General features: G+C 60.1%; 13 protein-coding genes. 8 read left to right on the forward strand and 5 right to left on the reverse strand.

The window, feature by feature from the left end:
* Window position 1: 1 nt before the first annotated feature.
* The 5 genes from QB905_RS10415 to QB905_RS10435 all read right to left on the reverse strand — a co-directional run bounded on the left by QB905_RS10415 (window position 2) and on the right by QB905_RS10435 (window position 11,311).
* A complete protein-coding gene (locus tag QB905_RS10415) occupies window positions 2–1,897 on the reverse strand; it encodes an NPCBM/NEW2 domain-containing protein (RefSeq protein ID WP_282974962.1) in 1,896 nt (631 codons plus the stop codon).
* Between the two features lie 14 nt (window positions 1,898–1,911).
* Window positions 1,912–2,766: a spherulation-specific family 4 protein gene (locus QB905_RS10420; protein ID WP_282974963.1), complete on the reverse strand. Its 855-nt coding sequence runs from the start codon at window positions 2,764–2,766 to the stop codon at window positions 1,912–1,914.
* Window positions 2,763–4,274, reverse strand: coding sequence for a tryptophan halogenase family protein (locus QB905_RS10425; RefSeq protein ID WP_282974964.1), 1,512 nt, complete (start codon window positions 4,272–4,274; stop codon window positions 2,763–2,765). Before QB905_RS10425 ends, QB905_RS10420 begins: the two co-directional genes overlap by 4 nt.
* Before the next feature lie 490 nt (window positions 4,275–4,764).
* Window positions 4,765–8,148, reverse strand: a complete 3,384-nt coding sequence (locus tag QB905_RS10430; protein ID WP_282974965.1) for a TonB-dependent receptor — start codon at window positions 8,146–8,148, stop codon at window positions 4,765–4,767.
* 277 nt (window positions 8,149–8,425) lie between these two features.
* Window positions 8,426–11,311: a TonB-dependent receptor gene (locus QB905_RS10435; RefSeq protein ID WP_282974966.1), complete on the reverse strand. Its 2,886-nt coding sequence runs from the start codon at window positions 11,309–11,311 to the stop codon at window positions 8,426–8,428.
* A 280-nt stretch (window positions 11,312–11,591) separates the two neighbouring features.
* Between QB905_RS10435 and agaR the strand changes: the two genes are divergently transcribed.
* From agaR to QB905_RS10475, 8 genes are all read left to right on the forward strand, one after another.
* A complete protein-coding gene (agaR, locus tag QB905_RS10440) occupies window positions 11,592–12,380 on the forward strand; it encodes a transcriptional repressor AgaR (protein WP_282974967.1) in 789 nt (262 codons plus the stop codon).
* 334 nt (window positions 12,381–12,714) lie between these two features.
* A complete protein-coding gene (locus QB905_RS10445) occupies window positions 12,715–14,829 on the forward strand; it encodes a glycoside hydrolase family 36 protein (protein WP_282974968.1) in 2,115 nt (704 codons plus the stop codon).
* On the forward strand, window positions 14,826–15,746 hold the full coding sequence (locus tag QB905_RS10450) for an EamA family transporter (protein WP_282974969.1): 921 nt from the start codon (window positions 14,826–14,828) through the stop codon (window positions 15,744–15,746). The genes QB905_RS10445 and QB905_RS10450 overlap by 4 nt, the downstream gene beginning before the upstream one ends.
* Before the next feature lie 111 nt (window positions 15,747–15,857).
* Window positions 15,858–17,153: a D-tagatose-bisphosphate aldolase, class II, non-catalytic subunit gene (locus QB905_RS10455; protein WP_282974970.1), complete on the forward strand. Its 1,296-nt coding sequence runs from the start codon at window positions 15,858–15,860 to the stop codon at window positions 17,151–17,153.
* Window positions 17,146–18,333 (forward strand): SIS domain-containing protein, encoded by a 1,188-nt coding sequence (locus QB905_RS10460; protein ID WP_282974971.1) that lies wholly within the window; start codon window positions 17,146–17,148, stop codon window positions 18,331–18,333. Before QB905_RS10455 ends, QB905_RS10460 begins: the two co-directional genes overlap by 8 nt.
* Before the next feature lie 2 nt (window positions 18,334–18,335).
* Window positions 18,336–19,319, forward strand: coding sequence for an N-acetylglucosamine kinase (locus tag QB905_RS10465; protein ID WP_282974972.1), 984 nt, complete (start codon window positions 18,336–18,338; stop codon window positions 19,317–19,319).
* Window positions 19,316–19,954, forward strand: coding sequence for an HAD family hydrolase (locus QB905_RS10470; RefSeq protein WP_282974973.1), 639 nt, complete (start codon window positions 19,316–19,318; stop codon window positions 19,952–19,954). Before QB905_RS10465 ends, QB905_RS10470 begins: the two co-directional genes overlap by 4 nt.
* An 82-nt stretch (window positions 19,955–20,036) precedes the next feature.
* On the forward strand, window positions 20,037–22,022 hold the full coding sequence (locus QB905_RS10475; protein WP_282974974.1) for an enterotoxin: 1,986 nt from the start codon (window positions 20,037–20,039) through the stop codon (window positions 22,020–22,022).
* Window positions 22,023–22,240: the final 218 nt, after the last annotated feature.

Consider the following 22,240-nt stretch of genomic DNA (forward strand, 5'->3'; position numbering starts at 1 on the left):
GTTATTTCTCCAGCCGCGCCATGCCCCAGGTGACGACGACCGGGATTTCGTCCTGCGCCGTGTCATTAACGGCTTGCAGCTCAATAATATGATGACCGGCTATGTCGGCGTCGATGTCACGCGGCGCATCGCCGAACCTCATCGGCGGGGTCTGGCGCACCAGTTTACCATCGGCCCAGACCGAAAAGATGACGGCGCGGTCGCGGTTGCGCGTTGAATCGTCAACCCCCACCGTGGCGCGGAAATGGGCGTAACCGCCGATGTTCTTGACCTGCAACAGCGAATTGCCAAGAACGCCGATACCACTTTCATAGGGCGTGCCGTCGATTTGCAGGGTCTGGCCATAGGGCGTCATGTCAGCCTGCGCCCCACCCCAGCCGGCATACATGGGCCGCGAGCCGCCCGAGCGCGTACCGGCCCACGGGTCGATATTGCGGTGGATGAAGGGGTCGGCTTCAGGATGGCGCACCCCGTCATCGGCGACATTGACCGACCCCGGCATTTCCGACAGATACATGCCATCCGCCAGTTGGCGCGGGCCCTGCACCGAAAAGACGCGCGTTTCATGCGGAGCCAGCGTGATCGTGGTGTCGCCGGTGAAACGGGTTTGTGCCTTCGACCACAGATCGGTCAGGCTGATGGGCGCATCAGAGCGCAGCTTCAGATGGCTGGCCATCAGCGTTACCTTTTGCGGCGAGGCGGTGCGGTTGAACAGGGCCGTCACCTTATGGCCATCGGCCATCGTCTTGACCAGAATCTGCGCATCTTCGGAATCATAGGCGATGGTGGCCTGATTGCCCGCCCTGTCCTGATCGACGGCCACCAGATCGGCATTGCCCCAGATGTCGAGCAGGGATTTGGGCGCCTTGCGCAGATCGTAGCTGATCAGAAGCGGCGCATCCAGCATCGCCCACAGTGAGAAATGCGTGCGCGCTTCGGTCAGGTGATTGGCGTCAAAATCGCCCTCGCCGATATAGAGGATGTCGGGGTCGTTCCAGTGACCGGGCCCGGCATAGAGGGCGCGGCCCACCGCGCTGTCATAATTGTGCAACATGCTCGACCAGCCCGGCGTAATGTCGCTGGAGGTGCGCCAGCTTGAGCCGACATCCTTGCCCCAGCGGCGCACATCGGCCATGCCCCAGTCGCAGATCGAAAACACGTAGTTGTTGTCCGGTTTGGCGGCTTTCAGGGCGGCGGCTACCTCGGCATAGCGCGCCTCGACCTTGGCGTCGTCGGTGCGATTGAGCGAAGAGCGGTCGATTTCGGGTGTCAGGCCGATATAGTTGTTGTCGATGACGCGCTTCGAGCCCGGCGCATAGTCGGCCAGACCGCAGGCGTCGATCTTGATGTAATCAAAGCCCCAGTCCTTGAAATAGAGACCGATGTCCTGTTTCACGTGGCCATCCAGCCCGACCTGACGTTCCTGCGGCGTGCCTTCGGGCAGGTTGGGCGAATCGAGATTATAGGCCTGCGAACAGGCATTGCGGCCAATATCGGTATAGATGCCCGCCTTCAGCCCCATAGCGTGCAGCCGGTCGGTGAACGGGCGAAAACTGCTGGCACCGTCCGCTGTGGCCGCCGAAGGAAAGATGCGCGTGCGGATGATCATGCGGCCGTCGGGCTGACGGCGCTTCAGCCACCAGCCGTCATCGAGATTGACGTAAACATAGCCAAGCTTTGCCAGACCGTCATCGACCAGGGCCTGCGCCGCCCCCATCACCTTGTCTTCATCGACCTCGGTGCGAAAGGCATTCCAGCTATTCCAGCCCATGGGCGGGGTTTGCGCCGCGCCGTCATCATGGCCCAGCCAGACGCCTTTCGGTGTGGTTTCGGCGTGAGCAGGCAGGGACAAAAGCGCGATCAGGGCGGTCGTGGCCAGCAGGCTTATCGGTTTCAAATCTCTGTTTCCTCTTATTTACTGCCGCCGTCGAGCGCCTTGACCTCAGCCTGCCAGTAGGATGGCAGATCGCCATAGGTGTCATAGCCCGCCTGCCAGTCGCCGCTGACATCAATGACATAGAGATAGTCGGGCGCATAGATATGGGCGGCCTTCAGGGCCGTGTCGAACAGGGCTTTGGTGGGGACATTATTGACGATATGCCAGACCCTGACGCCCTGAGCGTGGGCCAGATCGGTGGCCGTTTTGATTTTCGCATAATTATCGACATAGTGCGCGCCGTCGTCCTCGAACAAAACGATCATTTCGCCGCTTTTCACGGCCTTGACGGCGCAGGTGTCGGGCATACCGACATTGAAAATAATCTGACCGCCGGGACGGTATTTTGCCACCAGATCGCGCAGCCTTTGGTACTCCGCGCCATAAGCATTGCAATCATATTGGGCCGGTGCAGTTTCATCGAAAAAGATGCCGGTGAGGCTTGGCATGGTCTGGAAATAGGTCTTCACCTGCGCCTCGATGCGCTCCCAGGTCTGGCACTTGCCTTCGATATTGCAGACATGGCTGAAATAGCCGGTCGGCACATAGCCATAGAGGCGGATGTCGTGTTTTTTCGCCCGCCGCAGCACGGGTTTATAGACATCGAGGCCATCGACGGCGGGGCCGGTCTGGCCCGTCACCAGAATGCCGCTGTTCGGATTGATCAGGGCGATGGTGTGGTCGGGTATGCGCGCAAAATTGTCGATTCTTTGCCCCCAATAGCTGACGACAGCCAGTTTTGGAGCCGGTTGCGGGGTGGTTTGCGGCTGGGCCGGGGCGGAAAACGGCGCAAACGCCAGCAGGGCGGCGAACAGGAGGATAGGCTTCATGACCGGCGGGCCTTCTTTTGCTGATCTATATAGGCGGAATGGCTAGGCAGGCCTTGCGCGCGCTGCATGATCATGCGGCGCAACTGCGTCATGCGCTTGAGAAACTCGTCGCGCGGCAGGGCATCGGCCAGCGGATGATAAGATTTCGGTTGTATCCCCTGCCCCATCAGCACCGAAAACCAGCTCGTCTCCTTGAACAGGTCGAACGGATATTCGAGCAAAAGCCCATCGCTTGCGAACGCATCCAGCCGCACCTTCAGACTGTCGGGGATAGCCATATTACGGCACATCTCCCAGAAGGGCGTATCATCGCGTCCAGTGAGCTTATAGTGGGCGATCAGGAAGTCGCGGATGCGCGCATATTCGGCAATCGCCTCATCATTGAACTTGTCGCGGACATGCGGGTTGATGGTTGTGCGCGGAAACACCGTCATCAGCCGCGCCAGCGTGCTTTGCACCATATGGATCGAGGTCGATTCCAAAGGTTCCATAAACCCTGAAGCCAGTCCCAGCGCAATGACGTTCTTCTCCCAGATACGGGCGCGATGGCCCGTGGTGAATTTGAGCAGGCGCGGTTGGGCCAACGCCTTGCCGTCCAGCCGCGCCATCAGCTTTTCGCTGGCCTCGTCCTCGCCCAGAAACGCATCGCAAAACACATAGCCATTGCCGATGCGGCTTTGCAGCGGAATGCGCCATTGCCATCCGGCTTCGCGGGCCGTAGCGCGCGTGTAAGGAATCGGCGGGCCGGACGGTTCGCAGCCGACGGTGACGGCCCGGTTGCACGGCAACCACTCCGCCCAGTCGCGGTATTCGACGCCCAGCGCCTTGCCGATCAGCACGGCGGCAAAGCCCGAACAGTCGATAAACAGATCGCCGCCAATTGTGCGGCCATCCTCAAGCGCCAGAGCAGCGACATCGCCAGAAGCGGGATCGAGCTGCACGTCCCTCACCCGGCCTTCGATGCGCGTGACGCCGCGCGCCTCGGCATAGCGGCGCAAAAAACCGGCATAGAGGCCCGCGTCGAAATGGAAGGCCTTGTTCAGCTTGATATGCGGCAGGTCGGTGGCGGTGGGGCCGCAGCGCCCGGCGCGCAGGGCCAGCGTCTCCATATTGAACTGACCGTAATCCTTAGCACCCTCGTGCTGCGCCAGCCGCAGCCAGTAATGATGAAAGCCGATCCCCTCCATATTGATGCCATAGGCACCAAACGGATGGAGATAGCTGTGGCCGATCTGGTGCCAGTCGGCAAATTCGATGCCGAGCTTGAAGGTGGCGTCGGTTTCTCGGATCAGATCGGATTCGTCGATACCAAGTATGTGGTTGAACAGATTGATCATCGGGATCGTGGCTTCGCCAACGCCGACCGTGCCGATAGCGTCCGATTCGACGAGGGTGACGCTGAGATTGTCACGGCCAAAGACCTTGGCCAGACAGGCCGCCGCCATCCAGCCCGCCGTGCCGCCACCTAAGATGACGACGTTTTGAGGTTCGGCAGGCGGTTCGCTCATGATCATTTACCGATTATATCGTGAAAAAGCAGGCGCGCAGCCTGTTCATGCGAATGGCCGCGCGCCGGAAGTTTACACCCGCCTTGGGGAAGAGTCAGGGAACAGGCGGTGTAGGCGACCCGTCCGAGACGGGAATCTGGTCAATCTGCACAGAGCAAACCTCTGTTCGGGTGCAGCCTGACAAAACAACAGGGCATACCGTGATGCGCTTTCCTTCCCCTCTCCCCTCCGGGAGGGGAGAGGGCGGGAGCTTTAAGCGTAGCGAAAGCGACCGGGTGAGGGGCAATTTTGGTGTACCCGCCAAGCCCCTCATCCGGCCCTCGTTTCACTCAGGCCACCTTCTCCCCATTCAATGGGGAGAAGGGAAGGTCAGGCTCTAGAGCGGTTTGCATTCTGATTGAACCTGTCAAAGGAATGCAACCCACTCTACATTTTACGTTTTTTCCGCATCTCGCATTCAATTTGTAAGTCAAATTAAACGCTCGTTGCTCTAGTACTTGAAGCGGATGCTCACCGAAAGGCGGCGGTCGAAATCGAACGTACCGGCGGGCAGGAAGACCGGGGTGGCGTTCGGGCTGGCATTGGTAGGCCCCTCCACCTCCTGATAGATTTTCGGGCGGGTCTTCAGCAGGTTGCTGCCCTGAATATCCATTTCCATATGCGGCGTGATCGCATAGCGCAGCGAACCGTCGAGGAAGCCTTCCGCCCTGTTCCAGACCGGGAAGCCGATGCAGCAGTCATTGACCGAATTGACGTATTTCGAACGCCAGTTATAGGCCAGACGCGCGCCGATCGGGCCCTTGTCATACATCAGGATCAGGTTGTAGCTGTCGTCCGATAGCTGCTCCAGACGGCCTGCATTGATCATGCCGTCCTGCGCCGAACGGGCCACGGTATTGCCGCCCGCATCATCGAGATACAGGTTGGAATTCTTCACGCCCTCATTATGCAGGTGCGTGTAGTTCGCCTGGATGCCGAGGCCGTCGAACGGCTTGGGCAGGGCGGTGAAATAGCGCTGATAGGCAACTTCAAAGCCCTTGACGCTGGCGCCTTCGCCATTGACCGGGCCGGTGATCACCGCATTGCGGGTGACGCCATTATTGGTCAGCGGCACGACGAAGGTGCTGTTCTGGATATAGTCGTAGAACGTCTTGGTGAAGATGTCGAAGCTGAACGACCCCACCGCCGCGAAGTAGTGCTCCAGCGACAGATCGAACTGGTCGGCCTGAATCGCCTTGAGGCGCGGATTGCCGGTCGAGCCTGAATAGCCGTAAATATAGCTGACCGGCTGGCCGGAACCATTGAGCACGATGCTGGGATTACCCTGAGTGATCGCCGATTGCGGCACATAGCTGCGTTGCAGGGTGATGTAGTTCTTCAAAAGGCCCATATCGGGCATCGACATGCCGCGCGACGCCGCGAAGCGCACAATCCAGTCACCGGGGAAGGCGAAGGCCAGGTTCAGGCTGGGCAGGTTATAGGTATGCGAGGTCTTGACCGTCGAACTGGCATAGCCGCCGTTCGAGAAGGCCTGATCATCGGTCGAATTGACGGCCAGACATTGCGGCGAGATGGCATATTGACCCGTTTGCAGGGAAGCAATCTCTTCGGGGCTAAGCGGTTTACAGTTCAGGTCGTCCGCCGTGAAGGGGGTGGCGAAATTGGTGGCCCCCACGCTGGTCAGGTCGGTCTTGACCAGACGCATCCCGATATTGCCCGACAGGGTGATGCTGCTGCCGAACAGGGTGGCGTCAGGCCCGCCGAACTTCAGCATCACATAGGCCGAATCCTCCTTCTGGGTGACATTGAGGATTTCGCCCGGCTGGAAGCAGCTTCCGGCGATATTGGCCGCCCGCATACAGATCGGATCCCAGGTGGAGGACGGCGTCTTGCCGCCCGCTGACTGCGCCGTCATGCCGAAGGTGGACTCCATCAGATTGATGTCCTTCAGATAGGACGGATTGATGGTGACGAACTGATCCTGACCGATCAGACCCTTCAGCAGACCGCTGTCGCCGAAATTGGTCGTCTGCCAGTAGGTGCCGGGATAGCCGGCGAAACTGGCCGTGGCCGGCGCATCGAGGTGGAAGGAATCGGCCGGATTGGCCCCCCAGTTGCTCGAAATCGGCTGCCAGTCATAGGCCGACCACTGGTTGAGCTGGTCGCGCTCGGACGTGCGCACGCCTGCCCGCAATTCGTTGAGCCACGGGCCGTCGAAGGCATAGGCGCCGTCGATCTGGAAGGCGTTCATCGTCGCCTTGCTGTCTTCCAGATGATCCATGATCGATTCGTTGAAATAGTTGCGATAATCGGCCAGCGGATCGGTGCCGACCACATTATAGCCCGACGGTGCTTCAAAATTCAGCTTGGGCAGGTCGCCGGTCAGATCGACATTCAGATTGGCATAGGTGCCGTTGCGATAGGTGATGTCGTAATGGGTGTTAGTCGACAAAACGTGCTGAGCGTCGAAGGTCAGCTTCAGCTTGTCGGTCGGCATCCAGATGAAGTTGAGCGCCGTGTCCTCGACATTGCGCTTTTCGGTCGAATAGCGCGTGGCCAGATTAACGGCGGGCGCGATGCGGCACGGCACATTGGCGTGGGTCGAATCGGAATCTAGGCAGGGCTGATAGATCGGTTCGTTAATGCCATACTGATCATAGGTGCCGTATTGATCGGTCGAGCCGGGCAGATAGGTGACCGGATTGGCGCTCCAGTCGATGCCGCCATAGCCCCAGTCGCCCGCCGAGGAGGTGATGACGCCCTTCTGGAACATGCCATTGCTGCCGAAAGTGAACGGCGTGCCGCCGCCCGCCTGATTAATGCCAAGGCCCGGCGCATCGGGCGGGGCGATAATGGAAGGATCGGTCCAGACGGTCGATTGCGTGGTGATCGACGGATCGACATAGGCCCAGTAGCTGAGCAACTGGTCTTCGTTCCAGCTATTCTGATAGCTCGACTTGTTATATTGCAAAGTCGCCTTGAAGTGATTGTCGGTGCTGGCCCATTGTCCGGCCAGCGACAGGCCGCGGCGCGTGCGGTCATAGACGGTGTTGTTATAGCTGATGCCCGACGGGATGTAGTTCATCTGGTCGGTATAGGTGCCTGCTGCAAATGGCATCATGCGTGGCAGGATGGCGCCCTGGCTGGTCGTTTCGATCTTGGAATAGGCGATGTCGGCCAGGAAGCCGAAATCACCGAGATCGGTGCTCCAGCGATTGGAATAGAGCACCGAACCCGACGGCGTCCACGTCTTGCTCAGATCGCCGTAATCGCCCTCAATCGTGCCCGAAATCAGTTGTCCCTTCTGATCGAACGGCAGGCGCGTGCGCAGATTGACCGTACCAGCAATCCCGCCTTCCAGCATATCGGCGGTCAGGTTCTTGTAGGTATCGACGCCCGACAGCATTTCCGGCGACACATCTTCCCAGCTCAGGCCCGAAGCATCGCCCGCGCTGAAGATGTCGCGGCCATTGAATTCCGATTTGACCTGTTGCAGGCCACGAATGATCACGCCGGTCGGCTCAGCCGGAAAGTGCATGACATCGCCGCCCGCCACCGAGCGGATCACCGTCACGCCCGGCACGCGCTGAAGCGCCTCGGCCACCGACTTGTCGGGGAAGGCGCCAATATCGGTGGCGGTGATCGAATCGACGATGGTATCGGCTTTTTTCTTGATGTCCTGCGCGCTTTGCAGCGCCTTGCGCGAACCGACGACGACGACCGTGGTGTCGTCCGTGGTGGCGGCCTTATCTGCGGTCGTATCTGTCCCGGCCGTCTGCGCCAGCGCATGACCCGCCCCCCCAAGCACGCCACACAGCAGGGCTACCGTCAGGGCGGTGCGCGAAACACCGCAATTGTTCCTCTTGATTCTCATCGTCCTAACACCCTCTGATATTGTTTTATGTCGCCCCCAATTGAATTGGGCTACATTCAATATGCTACATTTACTACAGGGCGTCAAACCCTGTTATGCGGGTGTGAAATAAATATGACAATTAACGAAAGCTGTTGCAATTCGGCAATAGTCAGATTGATGAGGTGCGATAAGATATTGAAATTGCATAAAAAAACGGAACACGACAGTTAAGTCGTGTTCCGTCAGGTCTATGAAAACGGCGGCAATTCCGTTTTCATTCGTAAAGGTGCCGGTTTTAGAAGCTCATGCCCACGCCGACCGTGATGGTGCGGCCAAAGGCGCTGTAGCCGGAATCGACGCCGCTGCCCGTGCCGGTGGCGCCCGCCGACCAGATGGCGTTTTCATCGCCATTAAGGAAGGTTCTGACAATCGTATTGGTCAGGTTCTTGCCTTCTATATAGACCTTGATGCGCGGGGTAACGGCATAGGAGGCGGTGGCGTTCAGCCAGCTCGTCGCCTTGGAAATGGCGGGCCAGCCATCCACTTCGGTATAGGTGGACTGGGTGAAGGAACCGGCATAATCCCATGATACGCTGGCCAGGATCGGGCCGTGTTCATAAAAGACATTGGCCGAGAAGGTGGTGGGCGATACGCCCGCTTCCGGCCCTGCCGACTGGCCGTCGATCACCGTCTTGCTCCAGGTATGGGTATATTCGGCGTGGACGCCAAAGCCATTATCAAGAATGTGCTGCCAGCTCAGTTCGATGCCGTAAATATCGGCCTTGTCGCCATTGACCGGCTGATTGATGCTGAATGGCAGGGCCGTGCAGGGGTCGCCGTTAAAGCAGCCGACCGCGCCAATATCGACATTATTGGTCTGGGCGGTGGTAATATCGTCGCGCAGGCGCTTGTCGAACAAGGCCACCGACAACAGATCGCGCGGCTGGTAATACCATTCCAGCGAGGCGTCGAACTGGTCGGCCTTGATCGGACGCAGATCGGCATTGCCGTCATAATAGAGGATATATTCCTGATTGATGGCGTTGTTGGTCGAGGTCGGCACAAGCTGGTTGAGATTGGGGCGCGACATGACCTCGGCGGCGCCTAAGCGCAGTTGCAGGTCGGGGCGGATATGGTAGATCAGGTTCAGCGACGGCAGGGCCAGGGTGTAATGGCCCTTGGCATTGACCGGGGTGATGTCGGAATATTGCACCACGCCCGGATTGGTCGGGTTGGACGTGTCCGCCACGGTCACCGACAGGATCTCATTGGTGGCGGTTGTGGCGTGCGTCCGGGTCGACACCATGCGCAGGCCCAGATTGCCGTCCCATTTCCCGATGCTGAAACTGCCTTCAATAAAGGCGGCGAAGGTCTTTTCATTCACATCGTAGGAATTGGTCGGATTATATTGCGGCGCGGTCAGGCTGAAATCATAGACGCCCTCGCCGCTCGTATAGTTGGGCGTACCGTCGAGATTTTTCAGTCCTGCCAGCAGGGCATTGGCGTTGAGCAGCGCCATCGTCATCGGGAACTTGCCGCCCGCCCCTTCCATGAAGTGCGGGAAGTTGAAGGTGGAGATGACATCAGCTCCCATTGTGGCGAAGGTGATCGGCCCCGGCTGACCATCCAGCGTATTATAGAGTGAGCCATACTGGTTCGAGCCGTTGTTCCAGTCATTGCTGATATCGCGGCGCGACTTGGAGCGGTCGGTATAGTTGACGCCGAAGGTCACCTTTTGCAGCCAGCCCGTATCCTGATGCCAGGTGCCATTGAGCTTCAGGCCGGTAATCTTGTCCTGAATCGAAAAACCACTCAGGCCGACATAGTGGGTGCTCCACAGGCTCTGGTCATTGAGCTGGCCCGAAGCCAGGGCTGTGGCGTAATCGACGCCGCCCGGCAGGGTGATCGTCATGTCCGGCAACCCGCCCGGATTGGCGGTCATGGTGATCGTGTCCTGATTATAGGGGGTGGGCGACACAAGGCCTGCGGTGACGAAGGTGTCGGTGCCGCCTTCGGGACGGTCGGCCTTCGAATAATAGGCGTCGCCGTCAAACGTCAGGTGATCATTGACATTCCAGCTTCCGTTCACGCCGAACAGCGAGGTATCGACGATGCGGTTGACGGTCTGGTTCACGACTTCCGGCGTGAAATTGGTGCCGGTAAACGAGGTGATCAACCCGTTATTGACGGTGACATGGCTCCATTCGGGATTGCCATTCGCATCATAGGTGAAATCGGGATAGAAGGAGTGGTTATAGGCCACCTGCGGATCGCGCAGGCGCGTAAACATCAGGTCAGCGACGATATGGATGTCGTCGGACGGCCGCCATTCCAGCGTGCCGGTCAGCGCCGTGCGTTTTTTCTCGTCAACGATGGAGCCATACGAGATGCAGCATTCGGCCACCACGGCATTGTTGGAATTAAGCGGCCAGACACCGGGACTGGCCGGGTCATAGGTATTGTAGTTGAGCGAGTCGCTGCGCGTCTTGGTGTCGGAATAGACGGCGCCCAGCAGGAAGCCGAAATGGCCGCCATCCGTGGTGTCGCTGATAAAGCCGGAAACCTTGTCGCCATAATATTCCGACATGTCATTATAGCTGCCTTCGGCGCGCAGGGCGGCGTGGAAGCCTTTGTGATCAAAGGGGCGCGCCGAGCGCAGATTGACCGTGCCGCCGATACTGCCTTCCATCGCCGAAGCCTGTGGCGATTTCAAAACGTCAGCGCCGGAAATAATATCCGACGGCAGGATGTCGAAGGCGAAGTCGCGGCCATCATCATCGGTGGCCAGGATGCGGTCGTTCAGGGTGACGATATTATATTGAGAGCCTAAGCCGCGCACGCTGACATATTGCCCTTCGCCGCCCGTCGTGCGGTTGATGGTGATGCCGGTAATATGGCTTAAGGAATCGGCGACATCATTATCGGGAAAGCGCCCCAGCTCGGTGGCATTGATCGAATCGGTAATGACGCTGGCGTCGCGTTTGATATGCAGCGACTTGGCCAGACTGCCACGCATCCCGACCACCACCACCTCGGTTGTGTCAGAAGCGGAGGTTGGCGCAGCGGGGGCTGGCGAAGCGGCGGGGGCGCTGTCCTGCGCCGCGGCCAGGGCCGGATACGCCACAGCGACCAGAGCGACACCGCCCATGAGCGCATTTACGAGGTTTTTCTTTACACGCATCGTTTCGCCTCCATCATGCGGCCTACCGGAAAGGCAGTGCCAATCTTTCGTTATCTTTCGTTACGCACCACTTCCTCGCTGTCAACAGATAAAAACCGCAATTAGGCCATCTATTTTCGACATCGCAACGAAATGAAACAAATATGTCACGTTTTTTCATTCTGTCCGGCGGTTTTGACCAGGCAAAGCACATCCGCATTGAAATTTGGGCGTCATTTAGGGATAACGGACGAGATAACGACTCACAAAGCGCCTGTGTGCGCAGCCGAAAGACCGACACATGACCGCAGCGACACGGGTTACGCGCGACACCAGCGAACGCCGCCGCCAGATTACCCATATGATCAAATCGCGTGGCAGCGTGCAGGTTGCGTCCTTGTCGGATGTGTTCGGCGTGTCGATGCAGACCATCCGCAAGGATCTGCACTTCCTTGAAATGCATGGGGTTGCGGCGCGCGCCTATGGCGGGGCCATCGCTGCCGAAGTGGTCAATATTTCTGAGCCGCCGATTGAGGCCAAGCGCGTCACCCATACGGAAGAAAAGGAACGCATCGGTCGGCTGGCCGCCGCCCTGGTGCAGCCGGGCGACTCGATCATGCTCGATTCCGGCACGACCGCCATGCAGATTGCGCGCTTCCTGCCCGATGATGACGGCATCACCGTCGTCACCAATGATTTCGACGTGCTGGGTGCGCTCAGCCAGAAGCGCAACCTGAAGATCGTCATGCTGGGCGGCGAACTGCGCCGCAAGAACATGGCCTTTTACGGCGCGCAAACCCTGGCTGCGCTTGATGATCTGCTGCTCGACAAGCTGTTTCTCGGCGTCGATGGCTTTGATGTTGAGCGCGGCATCACCACCCATTTCGAACCCGAAGCGCAACTGAACCGCAAGATGGTGGAGACGGCGCGGCGCATTATCGCGGTGACGGACTCATCGAAATTCGGCAAGGTCTGCCTGCACCGCATCATCGACATCAGCGAAATCGATGACCTGATCACCGATTCCGATGCGCCCGACTATATTCGCCAGCCCGAAGCCCATCTCGGTTTCCGCGTCCATCTGGCTTAGAACGGCGTAACCTTTAAAGCTTGCGTTGAAGAAAGTAACCCCTCCGTCTCGACGCGCTTCGCTGGCTCGACACCTCCCCATGAATGGGGAGGAGGGATGTGCCGTCTGCCTCCCTCCTCCCTATCGAGCAAAGCGAAGATGGGGAGGTGGCGGCGAAGCCGTCGGAGGGGTCGTTTTGAATCTTGCCCATATCTCAAACGACAGACCACTGCGCCGAAACTTTTTCTTTCGTTTTGTTATCTTTTTGTTGCGTTAGGCAAAAATTCCGTGCAGCATCGCAAGCAACGATGTCACGCCGCACCCGAAGCGGCCCCGCGCCGGAGCCTGCGAAACCATGACCGCACACGCACCTATTCGCCGCCGCACCCTGTTGTCGCTGCTGGGCGGGGCCGCCCTGACACCGATGCTGATGCCGGAAATGGCGTTTGCCAGACAAAAGGCTGCCCTGCCCGTCGCCGCCGCGTCTGACAGCGCCATCAACATTGCCTTCGACGCCCGCCTCTATAGCCGCGTATCGATCCGGCAGGACGGCGCATGGCTGCAACTCAGCGATTTTGCGCCGAGCGATTATGTTAGCCTGAAAAGCGTCGATAAAGCGGGTAAAGCGCCCGCCGTTCGCATCGATACCTTTCATTTCGTCAGCCGCAAAAACGAAGCGGTCAGCGACATTCACGGCGCGGGCCAGCGCTTCACGATCACCGGACGCTCTCCCGAAGGACTGGAAAAAACGGTCAGCCTGACCTTTTATGACCGCTATCCGGGCTTTGTCCTCCAGCAGGTCAGCTATCGCAATGCGGGCGCGAAAACGCTCGACATCGCAAGCTGGGCCAATGGCGCCCACACGCTGAAAGACGGCGAACACGGCTTCTGGTCGTGGTCGGGTTCATCGCACGAAGACCGCCGCGACTGGGTGCAACCGGTCAAGTCCGGCTTCGACCAGCCCAATTTCATGGGCATGAACGCCTCGGATTACGGCAGCGGCACGCCGGTCGTCGATGTGTGGCGACCCGATGCGGGGCTGGCGGTCGGCCATGTCGAGCCCGTGCCGAAACTGGTGTCTCTGCCGCTGGTCGCCATGCGGGCGGGCGCCGCCATCGCCGTCAATATGGAGCATGTCGTCACGCTCAAACCGGGCGACAGCTTTGCGACGCTCGACACCTTCGTTACGGTGCATCGCGGCGACTATTTTGTGACGCTCGACACCTATCGCCAGATCATGTCGGAGCGCGGACTGGCCTCGCCCGTCACGCCCGCCGCCTCCTATGAGGGCATCTGGTGCGCCTGGGGCTATGACCGCGTCGGCACGCCCGAAGAGGTGGAGGGCACGCTGGCCAAGGCCGCCGATCTTGGCCTGACCTGGGTCGTGCTCGATGATGGCTGGCAGACCTCGGAAGGCGACTGGTATCTCAATCCGAAGAAGTTTCCGCGCGGCGATGCCGACATGCGCGCCTTCACGGCGAAAATAAAGGCGGCGGGCATGAAGCCCCGGCTGTGGATCACGCCCTTGGCCGTCGAACCGGGCACCGACCTTTTGCACGATCACAGCGACATGCTGCTGCTTGATCAGAACGGCGCGCCGCAACTGATTTCATGGTGGAACTCCTTTTACCTGTGTCCGGCCTATCAGCCGACCATCGACTATACCGAGGCCCTGTTCACCAAGATCTTCAGGGACTGGGGCTATGACGGCGTCAAGATCGACGGCCAGCACCTGAATGGCGTCGCACCCTGCTATAATCCCTTGCACAATCACGCTTACCCGGAAGAATCGGTCGAAAAGCTGCAAACCTTCTGGCAATGCGTTTACGATACGGCGCAGGCCGTCCATCCTGAGGCCGTGGTCGAGCTTTGCCCATGCGGCGACTGCTATTCCTATTTCAACTTCCCCTATATCAACAATGCCCCGGCCTCCGACCCGACCTCATCGTGGCAGGTGCGCCTGAAAGGCAAGTCGCTGAAGGCGCTGATGGGGCCTTCAGCACCGTTTTCCGGTGACCATGTTGAGCTGTCGGATGGCGGCGATGATTTTGCCTCGACGGTCGGCATCGGCGGGATTGTTTCGACCAAGTTCACCTGGCCGCACGAGGGCCGCGCGCCCGGATCCAACTTCCTGCTGACGCCGGAAAAAGAGGTTTTGTGGCGCAAATGGATCGCCATCTATAATGAAAAGCGGCTGGCGCAGGGCATTTATCGCGGCGAGCTGTACGACATCGGTTTCGACAAGCCCGAAGCCCATGTCGTCGAAAAAGACGGGCGGCTATACTATGCTTTTTACGCCGAAAACTGGCGCGGGCCGGTGGAATTCCGGGGCCTGAAGGGCGCTTACCGCTTGCGCGACTATTTCAATGACCGCGATCTGGGCAACGTGTCGGAGACTAGCCCGCACCTCGATCTCGCCTTTGAGCGTTTCCTTGTTATCGAAGCCATTCCTGCCGGGGCTACAGCATGACCGATCCCGTAATCACCGCCGTGCCGCCCGCCGATGCGACACCCGAAACCGGTGGCCGCCGCTGGCTGTGGTTTGCCCTCGCCACGGTCGTTTTATGGGGCGTCTGGGGCGCCTTTGCCGGGATTTCGGCGCAGCGCAGCTTTCCCGAAACCCTGACCTACTGCGTCTGGGCCGTCACCATGATCGTGCCCGCCGTCATCGTCATGCAGCGTGAGCGCTGGAAGCTCGACATCCACCCCAAGGCCATCGCCTATGGTCTGGCCATCGGGCTTCTGGGGGCGGGCGGGCAGATGGTGCTGTTCTATGCCGTCTCGACCGGCCCGGCCTATCTGATCTTTCCGGTGATTTCCTTGTCACCGCTGATCACCATCGTCATGTCTTTCCTTATCTTGCGCGAACGCACCAATTGGCTGGGCGCGCTCGGCGTGGTGCTGGCCCTGCTTGCCCTGCCGATGTTCGATTACGATCCGGGCGGCACAGCGGTCGTGCATGGGGTGGGCTGGTTCGTGCTGGCCCTGATCGTCATGCTGTGCTGGGGCATACAGGCCTATTTTATGAAGAGCGCCAATAATGTGATGAGCGCCGAAAGCATCTTCTTTTACATGATGATTTCGGGTCTGGTGCTGATCCCGGCGGCCCTGCTGATGACCAATTTTTCCCGTCCGATCAACTGGGGATGGGACGGGCCGTGGCTGGCCGCCACCATCCAGATGCTCAATGCCGTGGGCGCGCTCCTGCTGGTCTATGCCTTTCGTTACGGCAAGGCGATTGTGGTCGCCCCTTTGAGCAATGCAGGCGGCCCGCTGATCACCGCCATCCTGTCGCTGCTGCTCGAAGGCATTGTGCCGGGGGCCTTGAAGGCCGTCGGGCTGGTACTGGCGCTGTTGGCGTCGATCTTTCTGGCCCTGGCACCCTAAATTTGACGCCCTAAACCGAAATTTATAAGTTTCGTTTTCATTGTTTTTGTTGCGTATCATTGCGGCGCGGGCTATGAAGGCCACAACATCATCGTTTGAAAGGTTTCTGCCATGAGAGCCATGCTCGATCTGGTGGCGCGCCATAAAGCCGGCGTACCCTGTGGCATCGTCTCCGTCTGCTCGGCCCATCCGCTCGTCGTCGAGGCATCCTTACGCCACGCCCTGACGCACGATGCGCCGATCGCCCTGATCGAAGCGACCTGCAATCAGGTCAATCAGGACGGCGGCTATACCGGTATGCAGCCCGCCGATTTTCGTGATTTCGTCTTCGTCATCGCCGACCGGATCGGCCTGCCACGCGCGCGCATCCTGCTGGGCGGCGACCATCTGGGGCCGAACCCGTGGACACACCTGCCTTCCGCCGAGGCGATGGACAAGGCGGAGGTGATGGTGGCGGCCTATGTCAGGGCCGGTTTCCGCAAGATCCACGCCGACTGTTCGATGTCATGCGCCGATGATCCCGTGCCGCTGGCCGAAAAAACCATCGCCGAACGCGCCGCGCGCCTGATCGCTGTCTCCGAAGCGGTGTGGCGTGAAGCGGGCGGCGAGGCCCCCGTCTATGTCATCGGCACCGAAGTGCCCGTGCCCGGCGGCGCGTCCGAAGACCTGCCCGAACTGGAAGTGACATCGCCCGAAGCGGCGCTTACCACCATCCGCACCCATGAGCGCATCTTTCGTGAGCGCGGCCTGACCGCCGCCTGGCCGCGCGTCATCGCCGAGGTGGTGCAGCCCGGCGTCGAGTTCGACCACCATAAGGTCATCGACTATGATCGCGCGAAAGCGAAAGCCTTAAGCCGCGCTATCGAAACCCTGCCGACGATCCTCTATGAAGCCCATTCGACCGATTACCAGACACCGCAGCATTTGCGCGAACTGGTCGAGGACCATTTCGCCATATTGAAGGTCGGCCCCGGCGTCACCTTCGCGCTGCGTGAAGCCTTGTGGGCGCTTGACGCCATTGAGCGCGAATGGATCGCTGCGGATCGCTCCAATTTCCGCGACGTGGTGCTGGAACGGATGCGCGCCCTGCCGCACAACTGGTCGAAATATTATCACGGCGAAGGCCACGCCCTGGCTTTCGACCTGCAATATTCGCTGAGCGACCGCATCCGCTATTACTGGCCCGACGCTGAGATCATGGCCGCCCAGCAACAGATGTTTGACAACCTGACCGAAAACCCGCCGCCACTGGCCCTGATCAGCCAATATATGCCCGACGCCTATGCCGCCATACGCGGTCAAGGTCTTGTCTGCACCCCCGCCCATCTGGTCATGGCCCATATCAGCGTCGTGCTGGATGGCTATTCTGCGGCAACCCAAGGTCAGGTGGAGATGCTCGATGCCTGATATGCCTTTTCCACATACCCACGCCGTGCCCGCCCTGCCCGGTTATGACGAAGCCTGGCTTTCGGCGCATGGCGGCTTCTGGACGGCGCGCGAAATCGCCCAGCAGCCCGACCTGCTGCGCCGGACGCAAGACCTGCTCGGCGCGCAGCAGACCAAGATTGAGGCCTTTCTGGCCCCGCTTCTGGCGCGCCCTGACCTGCGTATCATCCTGACCGGAGCGGGCACCTCGGCCTTTATCGGCGACAGCCTGGCCCCCTGGCTGACGGCAAGGATGCAGCGTCCGGTCGAATCGATCGCAACCACCGATCTGGCCTGCGCGCCCGATCTCTATTTTGCCAAAGCCGCGCCGACGCTTCTGGTGTCGTTCGGGCGTTCGGGCAACAGCCCCGAAAGTCTGGCCGTGGTCGATCTGGCCGATCAGTGCGTCAGCGAAATCCATCACCTCGTCATCACCTGCAATGCGGACGGCGAGCTGGCGCGCTTCGCCGAAGGCCATGCGCGTGGCTTTGGCCTGCTCCTGCCCGAAGAAACGCATGACCGCAGCTTTGCCATGACGTCGAGCTTTAGCTGCATGACCTATGCGGCCCTGGCGATGTTCAGCGGCATCGACGCCATGCCGTCGCGCAACGCCGCTCTGTCCGCAGCCGTGGCTGAGGTGATCGAGACGCGCCTGCCGTTTTTGCAGCAGGTGGTGGCCGAGGATTACGACCGTGTCGTCTATCTCGGCAGCCATATCTTCAAGGGGCTGGCGCGCGAGGCGGGGCTGAAACTGCTCGAACTGACCAATGGCGGCATCGCCACCCTGTTTGATTCGACGCTCGGTTTTCGCCACGGCCCGAAAACCTTCGTCACCGGGCGCACGCTCGTGATCATCTTCGTGTCGAACGACCCCTATACGCGGCAATATGACATCGATCTTCTCGATGAGCTGAGGCGCGATGGCGAGGCGGGGCGCGTCATTGCCGTCACCGCGCAAGACGGCCTTGAGGCCTATGATCATATCCGCATTCAGGGCATGGAAGAGGCGCAGGACATCGACCTGATCTTCCCCTATATTGCCGTGGCGCAGATCTTCGCCTTCCAGCAATCGCTGAAACGCGGCCTGACGCCCGACCAGCCCAATATCAAGGGCACGGTCAACCGCGTCGTGCAGGGCGTGCAGATTTATAAGCGGACGTAAAAATGACAGAGCGGACGGGGCTTTATCTCGGCGTCGATGGCGGCGGCACCAAGACCGAATTCATGCTGATCGACGCCGAAGGCCATGTGCGCGGTCGTCATCAGGGCGGCAGCAGCTATTATCTGCAAACCGGTTTTGACGGTCTCAACCATGTGCTGGGCGCGGGCGTGGCGGCGGTGCTGGCGGCAGCAGACGCTCAGGCCAGCGACATCCGCCATGCCTTTTTCGGTCTGCCCGCCCACGGCGAGGATTCGCAAACTCAGCCGCTTCTCGATGTCATGCCCGAAGCCGTACTCGGCCATCGCCGCTATCTGTGCGGCAATGACATGATCTGCGGCTGGGCCGGTTCGCTGGCGGGCGGTGACGGCATCAATATTGTGGCGGGCACTGGCTCGATTGCCTATGGCGAACGCCACGGCCTGAAGGCGCGCTGCGGCGGCTGGGGCGAGGTGTTCAGCGACGAAGGCTCGGCCTACTGGATCGCCATTCAGGGGCTCAATGCCTTTGCCCGTATGAGCGATGGCCGCCTGCCGAAAGGCATTTTATACGCCATCCTGAAAGCACATTACGGCCTGTCCGCCGATCTCGACCTGTGCGGTCGCGTCATGGGTGACGGCCCGCTGCCGCGTGATCAGATGGCCGCCCTGTCGCAGTTCGTCGCGCAGGCCGCGCGCGATGGTGACGCCGAGGCCTTGCGCATTTTCGGACGCGCTGCCGACGAACTGGCGGCGATGATCGAGGCGATCCGGCAGGCGCTTGACTATCCGTTAGGTGAGGCCGTGCGCGTCTCCTATTCGGGCGGTGTATTCAACAGCGAAGACCTGATCCTTGCGCCTTTAAAGCGCGCGCTGGCCGCCTTTTCCGACCAGTACGACCTGACGCCGCCCCTCCTGTCGCCCGGACTGGGCGCGGCGCTTTATGCGGCGCGGCTGGCGGGCGAACCGCTTGCGCCGGACGCCCTCGACAGGCTACAAAGCCTGGTATGAAAGCCCTTTTGTTCGATATGGACGGCACGCTGGCGGACACCGAACCGCTGCATCTCGACGCCCTGCGCCACATGCTGCGCGAGCATGGCGTCGATCCCGACATGTCCGATTTTCACAGCCGCATTGCCGGTCGCACCAGCGACGCCGTGGCCGCCGTCTTCTTCCCCGATGCGCCGCCTGCCGATCTGCGCGCGCGGGTCAATGCCAAGGAACAACGCTTCCGCGATCTGGCGGCGAATATAGCGCCCGCGCCCGGCCTTCTCGACCTGCTCGACAGGGCCGCGAGGGATGAGATCAAAACCGGCCTCGTCACCAATGCGCCGATGGAAAATGTACGCTTCATGCTCGCGGTGCTCGGTCTTGAAGGCCGCTTTGACACCATCGTGGTGGCCGCCGATCTGCCGCGCGCCAAGCCCGACCCCCTGCCCTATCTGACGGCGCTGGATAAGCTATCGGTGCGGGCCGATGAGGCACTGGCTTTTGAGGATTCTCTGCCCGGCATCCGCTCGGCCACCGGGGCCGGTTTGCGCTGCATCGGCATCAGCACCAGCCTGACGCCAGCGGCCCTGCTGGCAGGCGGCGCGTTTCGGGTCATGGCCAACTTTACGGGCTTCTCGCTGTCGGCGGCGGCCTGACAGGTGACGGTTTTTTGCATTGACATTTGCATCATTTTGTAGCGCATATTATGTAGTGAAGCTACAAAATGGGTGAGGCCGCATGTCCGTACAGAAATTATCCGTCCTGAAAATGTGTGCGGCCCCGCTGGCCATCCTTGCGCTTTTGGGTGCGGGCGCGGCCCACGCCGATGCGCCGGTGCAAGCGTTCGGCAATGCGGACAGCGCCGTGAGCTGGACGCAAACGCAAAACCACCTGACGGATTTTCAGTTCCGCGATAAGCTGAATGGCCGCGATCTGAAAATCGTGTCGCCCTTCACCCTGACGCTCGATCATGGCCCGGCTCTGACGGCTTCGGATCTCATTTTGAGCGCACCTTTGCGCCTTGTCACCGTGGCAGGCGATCCGAAAGCCTCGCGCCTGTCGGACAGCGAAACCCGGCAGGAGGTTGAGGGCACTTTTACCGACACGGAGGGCCGCGTCAGCATCGACTGGCGGCTGGTGCAGCCGCAGGGCGCGAAATATCTGCGCGAAGTCATCACCATCACGGCGCTCAAACAGGACGAGATGATCCCTGAGGTGCGCCTGCTCGACCTGATCGCACCGGGCGCGGAAGTGTCGGGCAAGGTGACCGGCTCGCCCGTCATCGCGGGCCCCGACTATATGATGTTTGAAAACCCGCTGGCCAACAGCCACGCCATTATGGAAGAGGACGAGGCCTGGACGTGGATCGACAATGCTTTGCCGCTGCGCAAGGGGCAAACTATTACCTATTCGGCGGTGATCGGCGTCAGCGCGCCCGGTCAGTTGCGCCGCGATTTCCTGACCTATATCGAGGCCGAACGCGCCCACCCCTACCGCACCTTCCTGCACTATAATTCGTGGTACGACATCGGCTATGACACGCCCTACACCGAGGCCGACGCGCTCGACCGCATCAACGCTTTTGGCGAGGAACTGACCGTCAAGCGCGGCGTCAAGATTGATTCCTTCCTGTTCGACGACGGCTGGGACGATCTCTCCGGCACATGGGCCTTCAGCAAGGCCTTTCCGAACGGTTTTCTGCCGCTGAAGGCCGCCGCCGCGAAATATGGCGCCGCACCCGGCGTCTGGCTGTCGCCGTGGGGCGGCTATAATGTCGCCAAGGACAAGCGCATCGCCAGTGGCAAAAAGCTCGGCTATGAGGTGATCGATGGCGGCTTTGCCCTGTCCGGCCCGAAATATTACGACAACTTCCACAAGGCGACGCTCGATCTGGTCACCCAGCAAGGCGTCAACCAGTTCAAGTTCGACGGCACGGGCAATGCCGACAAGGTCTTTCCCGGCAGCCGTTTCAACAGCGATTTCGATGCCGCCATCCACCTGATCGACGATCTGCGCGCCGCTGAACCAAACCTGTTCATCAATGTGACGACCGGCACCTATCCGTCGCCCGCCTGGTTGCGTTATGCCGACTCGATCTGGCGCGGCGGGCAGGACCACGCCTTTACCGGTGTCGGCACGGCGCGTCAGCGCTGGATCACCTATCGTGACCGCGAGGAATATGAGAATATCGTCATAGGCGGCCCTTTGTTTCCGCTCAATGCCGTCATGCTGCACGGCCTGATCTATGCCCGGCACGCGCTGGGGCTGAACAGCGATCCGGGCCATGACTTTCCTGACGAAGTCCATTCCTATTTCGGGTCGGGCACCGCGCTTCAGGAAATGTATATCACCCCGTCCCTGCTGACGCCCGCCGACTGGGACACGCTGGCGCAGGCCGCCAAATGGTCGCGCGCCAATGCCGATGTTTTGCGCGACACCCACTGGATCGGCGGCGATCCGGGCCGTCTCGATGTCTATGGCTGGGCCGCCTGGGCACCGCGCAAGGGCATTATCACCCTGCGCAATCCATCCGATAAGGCGCAGGATTTCGCGCTCGATATTGGCATAGCGCTGCAATTGCCGAAGGGTGCCGCTGCCACCTACTCCGCCCATAGCCTGTGGGACACGGATCAGGCGGACGCGACGATAAGCGCTGGCCAGCCGGTCACGATCCACCTAGCGCCGTTTGAAGTGCTGACGCTGGAGCTGACGCCACACCCATAAGGCCCCTCACCCGATCACCTTCGCTGCGCTCGGCTCTCGTCCTCTCCCCTCATGGAGGGGAGAGGGGAAGGGCGCATTAGAGCATCATGCCAAAAAGTGGATGCCACTTTTTGGAAAAAAAATGATGCGTAAGCAAAGACTTAGAGCGAGATGACGAGTCTATCTAAAGTCATCTCGCTCTAGAGCAACGAGCGTTTCATTTGACTTACAAATTGAAT

The organism is Asticcacaulis sp. EMRT-3, from assembly GCF_030027245.1.
Classification (GTDB): Bacteria; Pseudomonadota; Alphaproteobacteria; order Caulobacterales; family Caulobacteraceae; genus Asticcacaulis.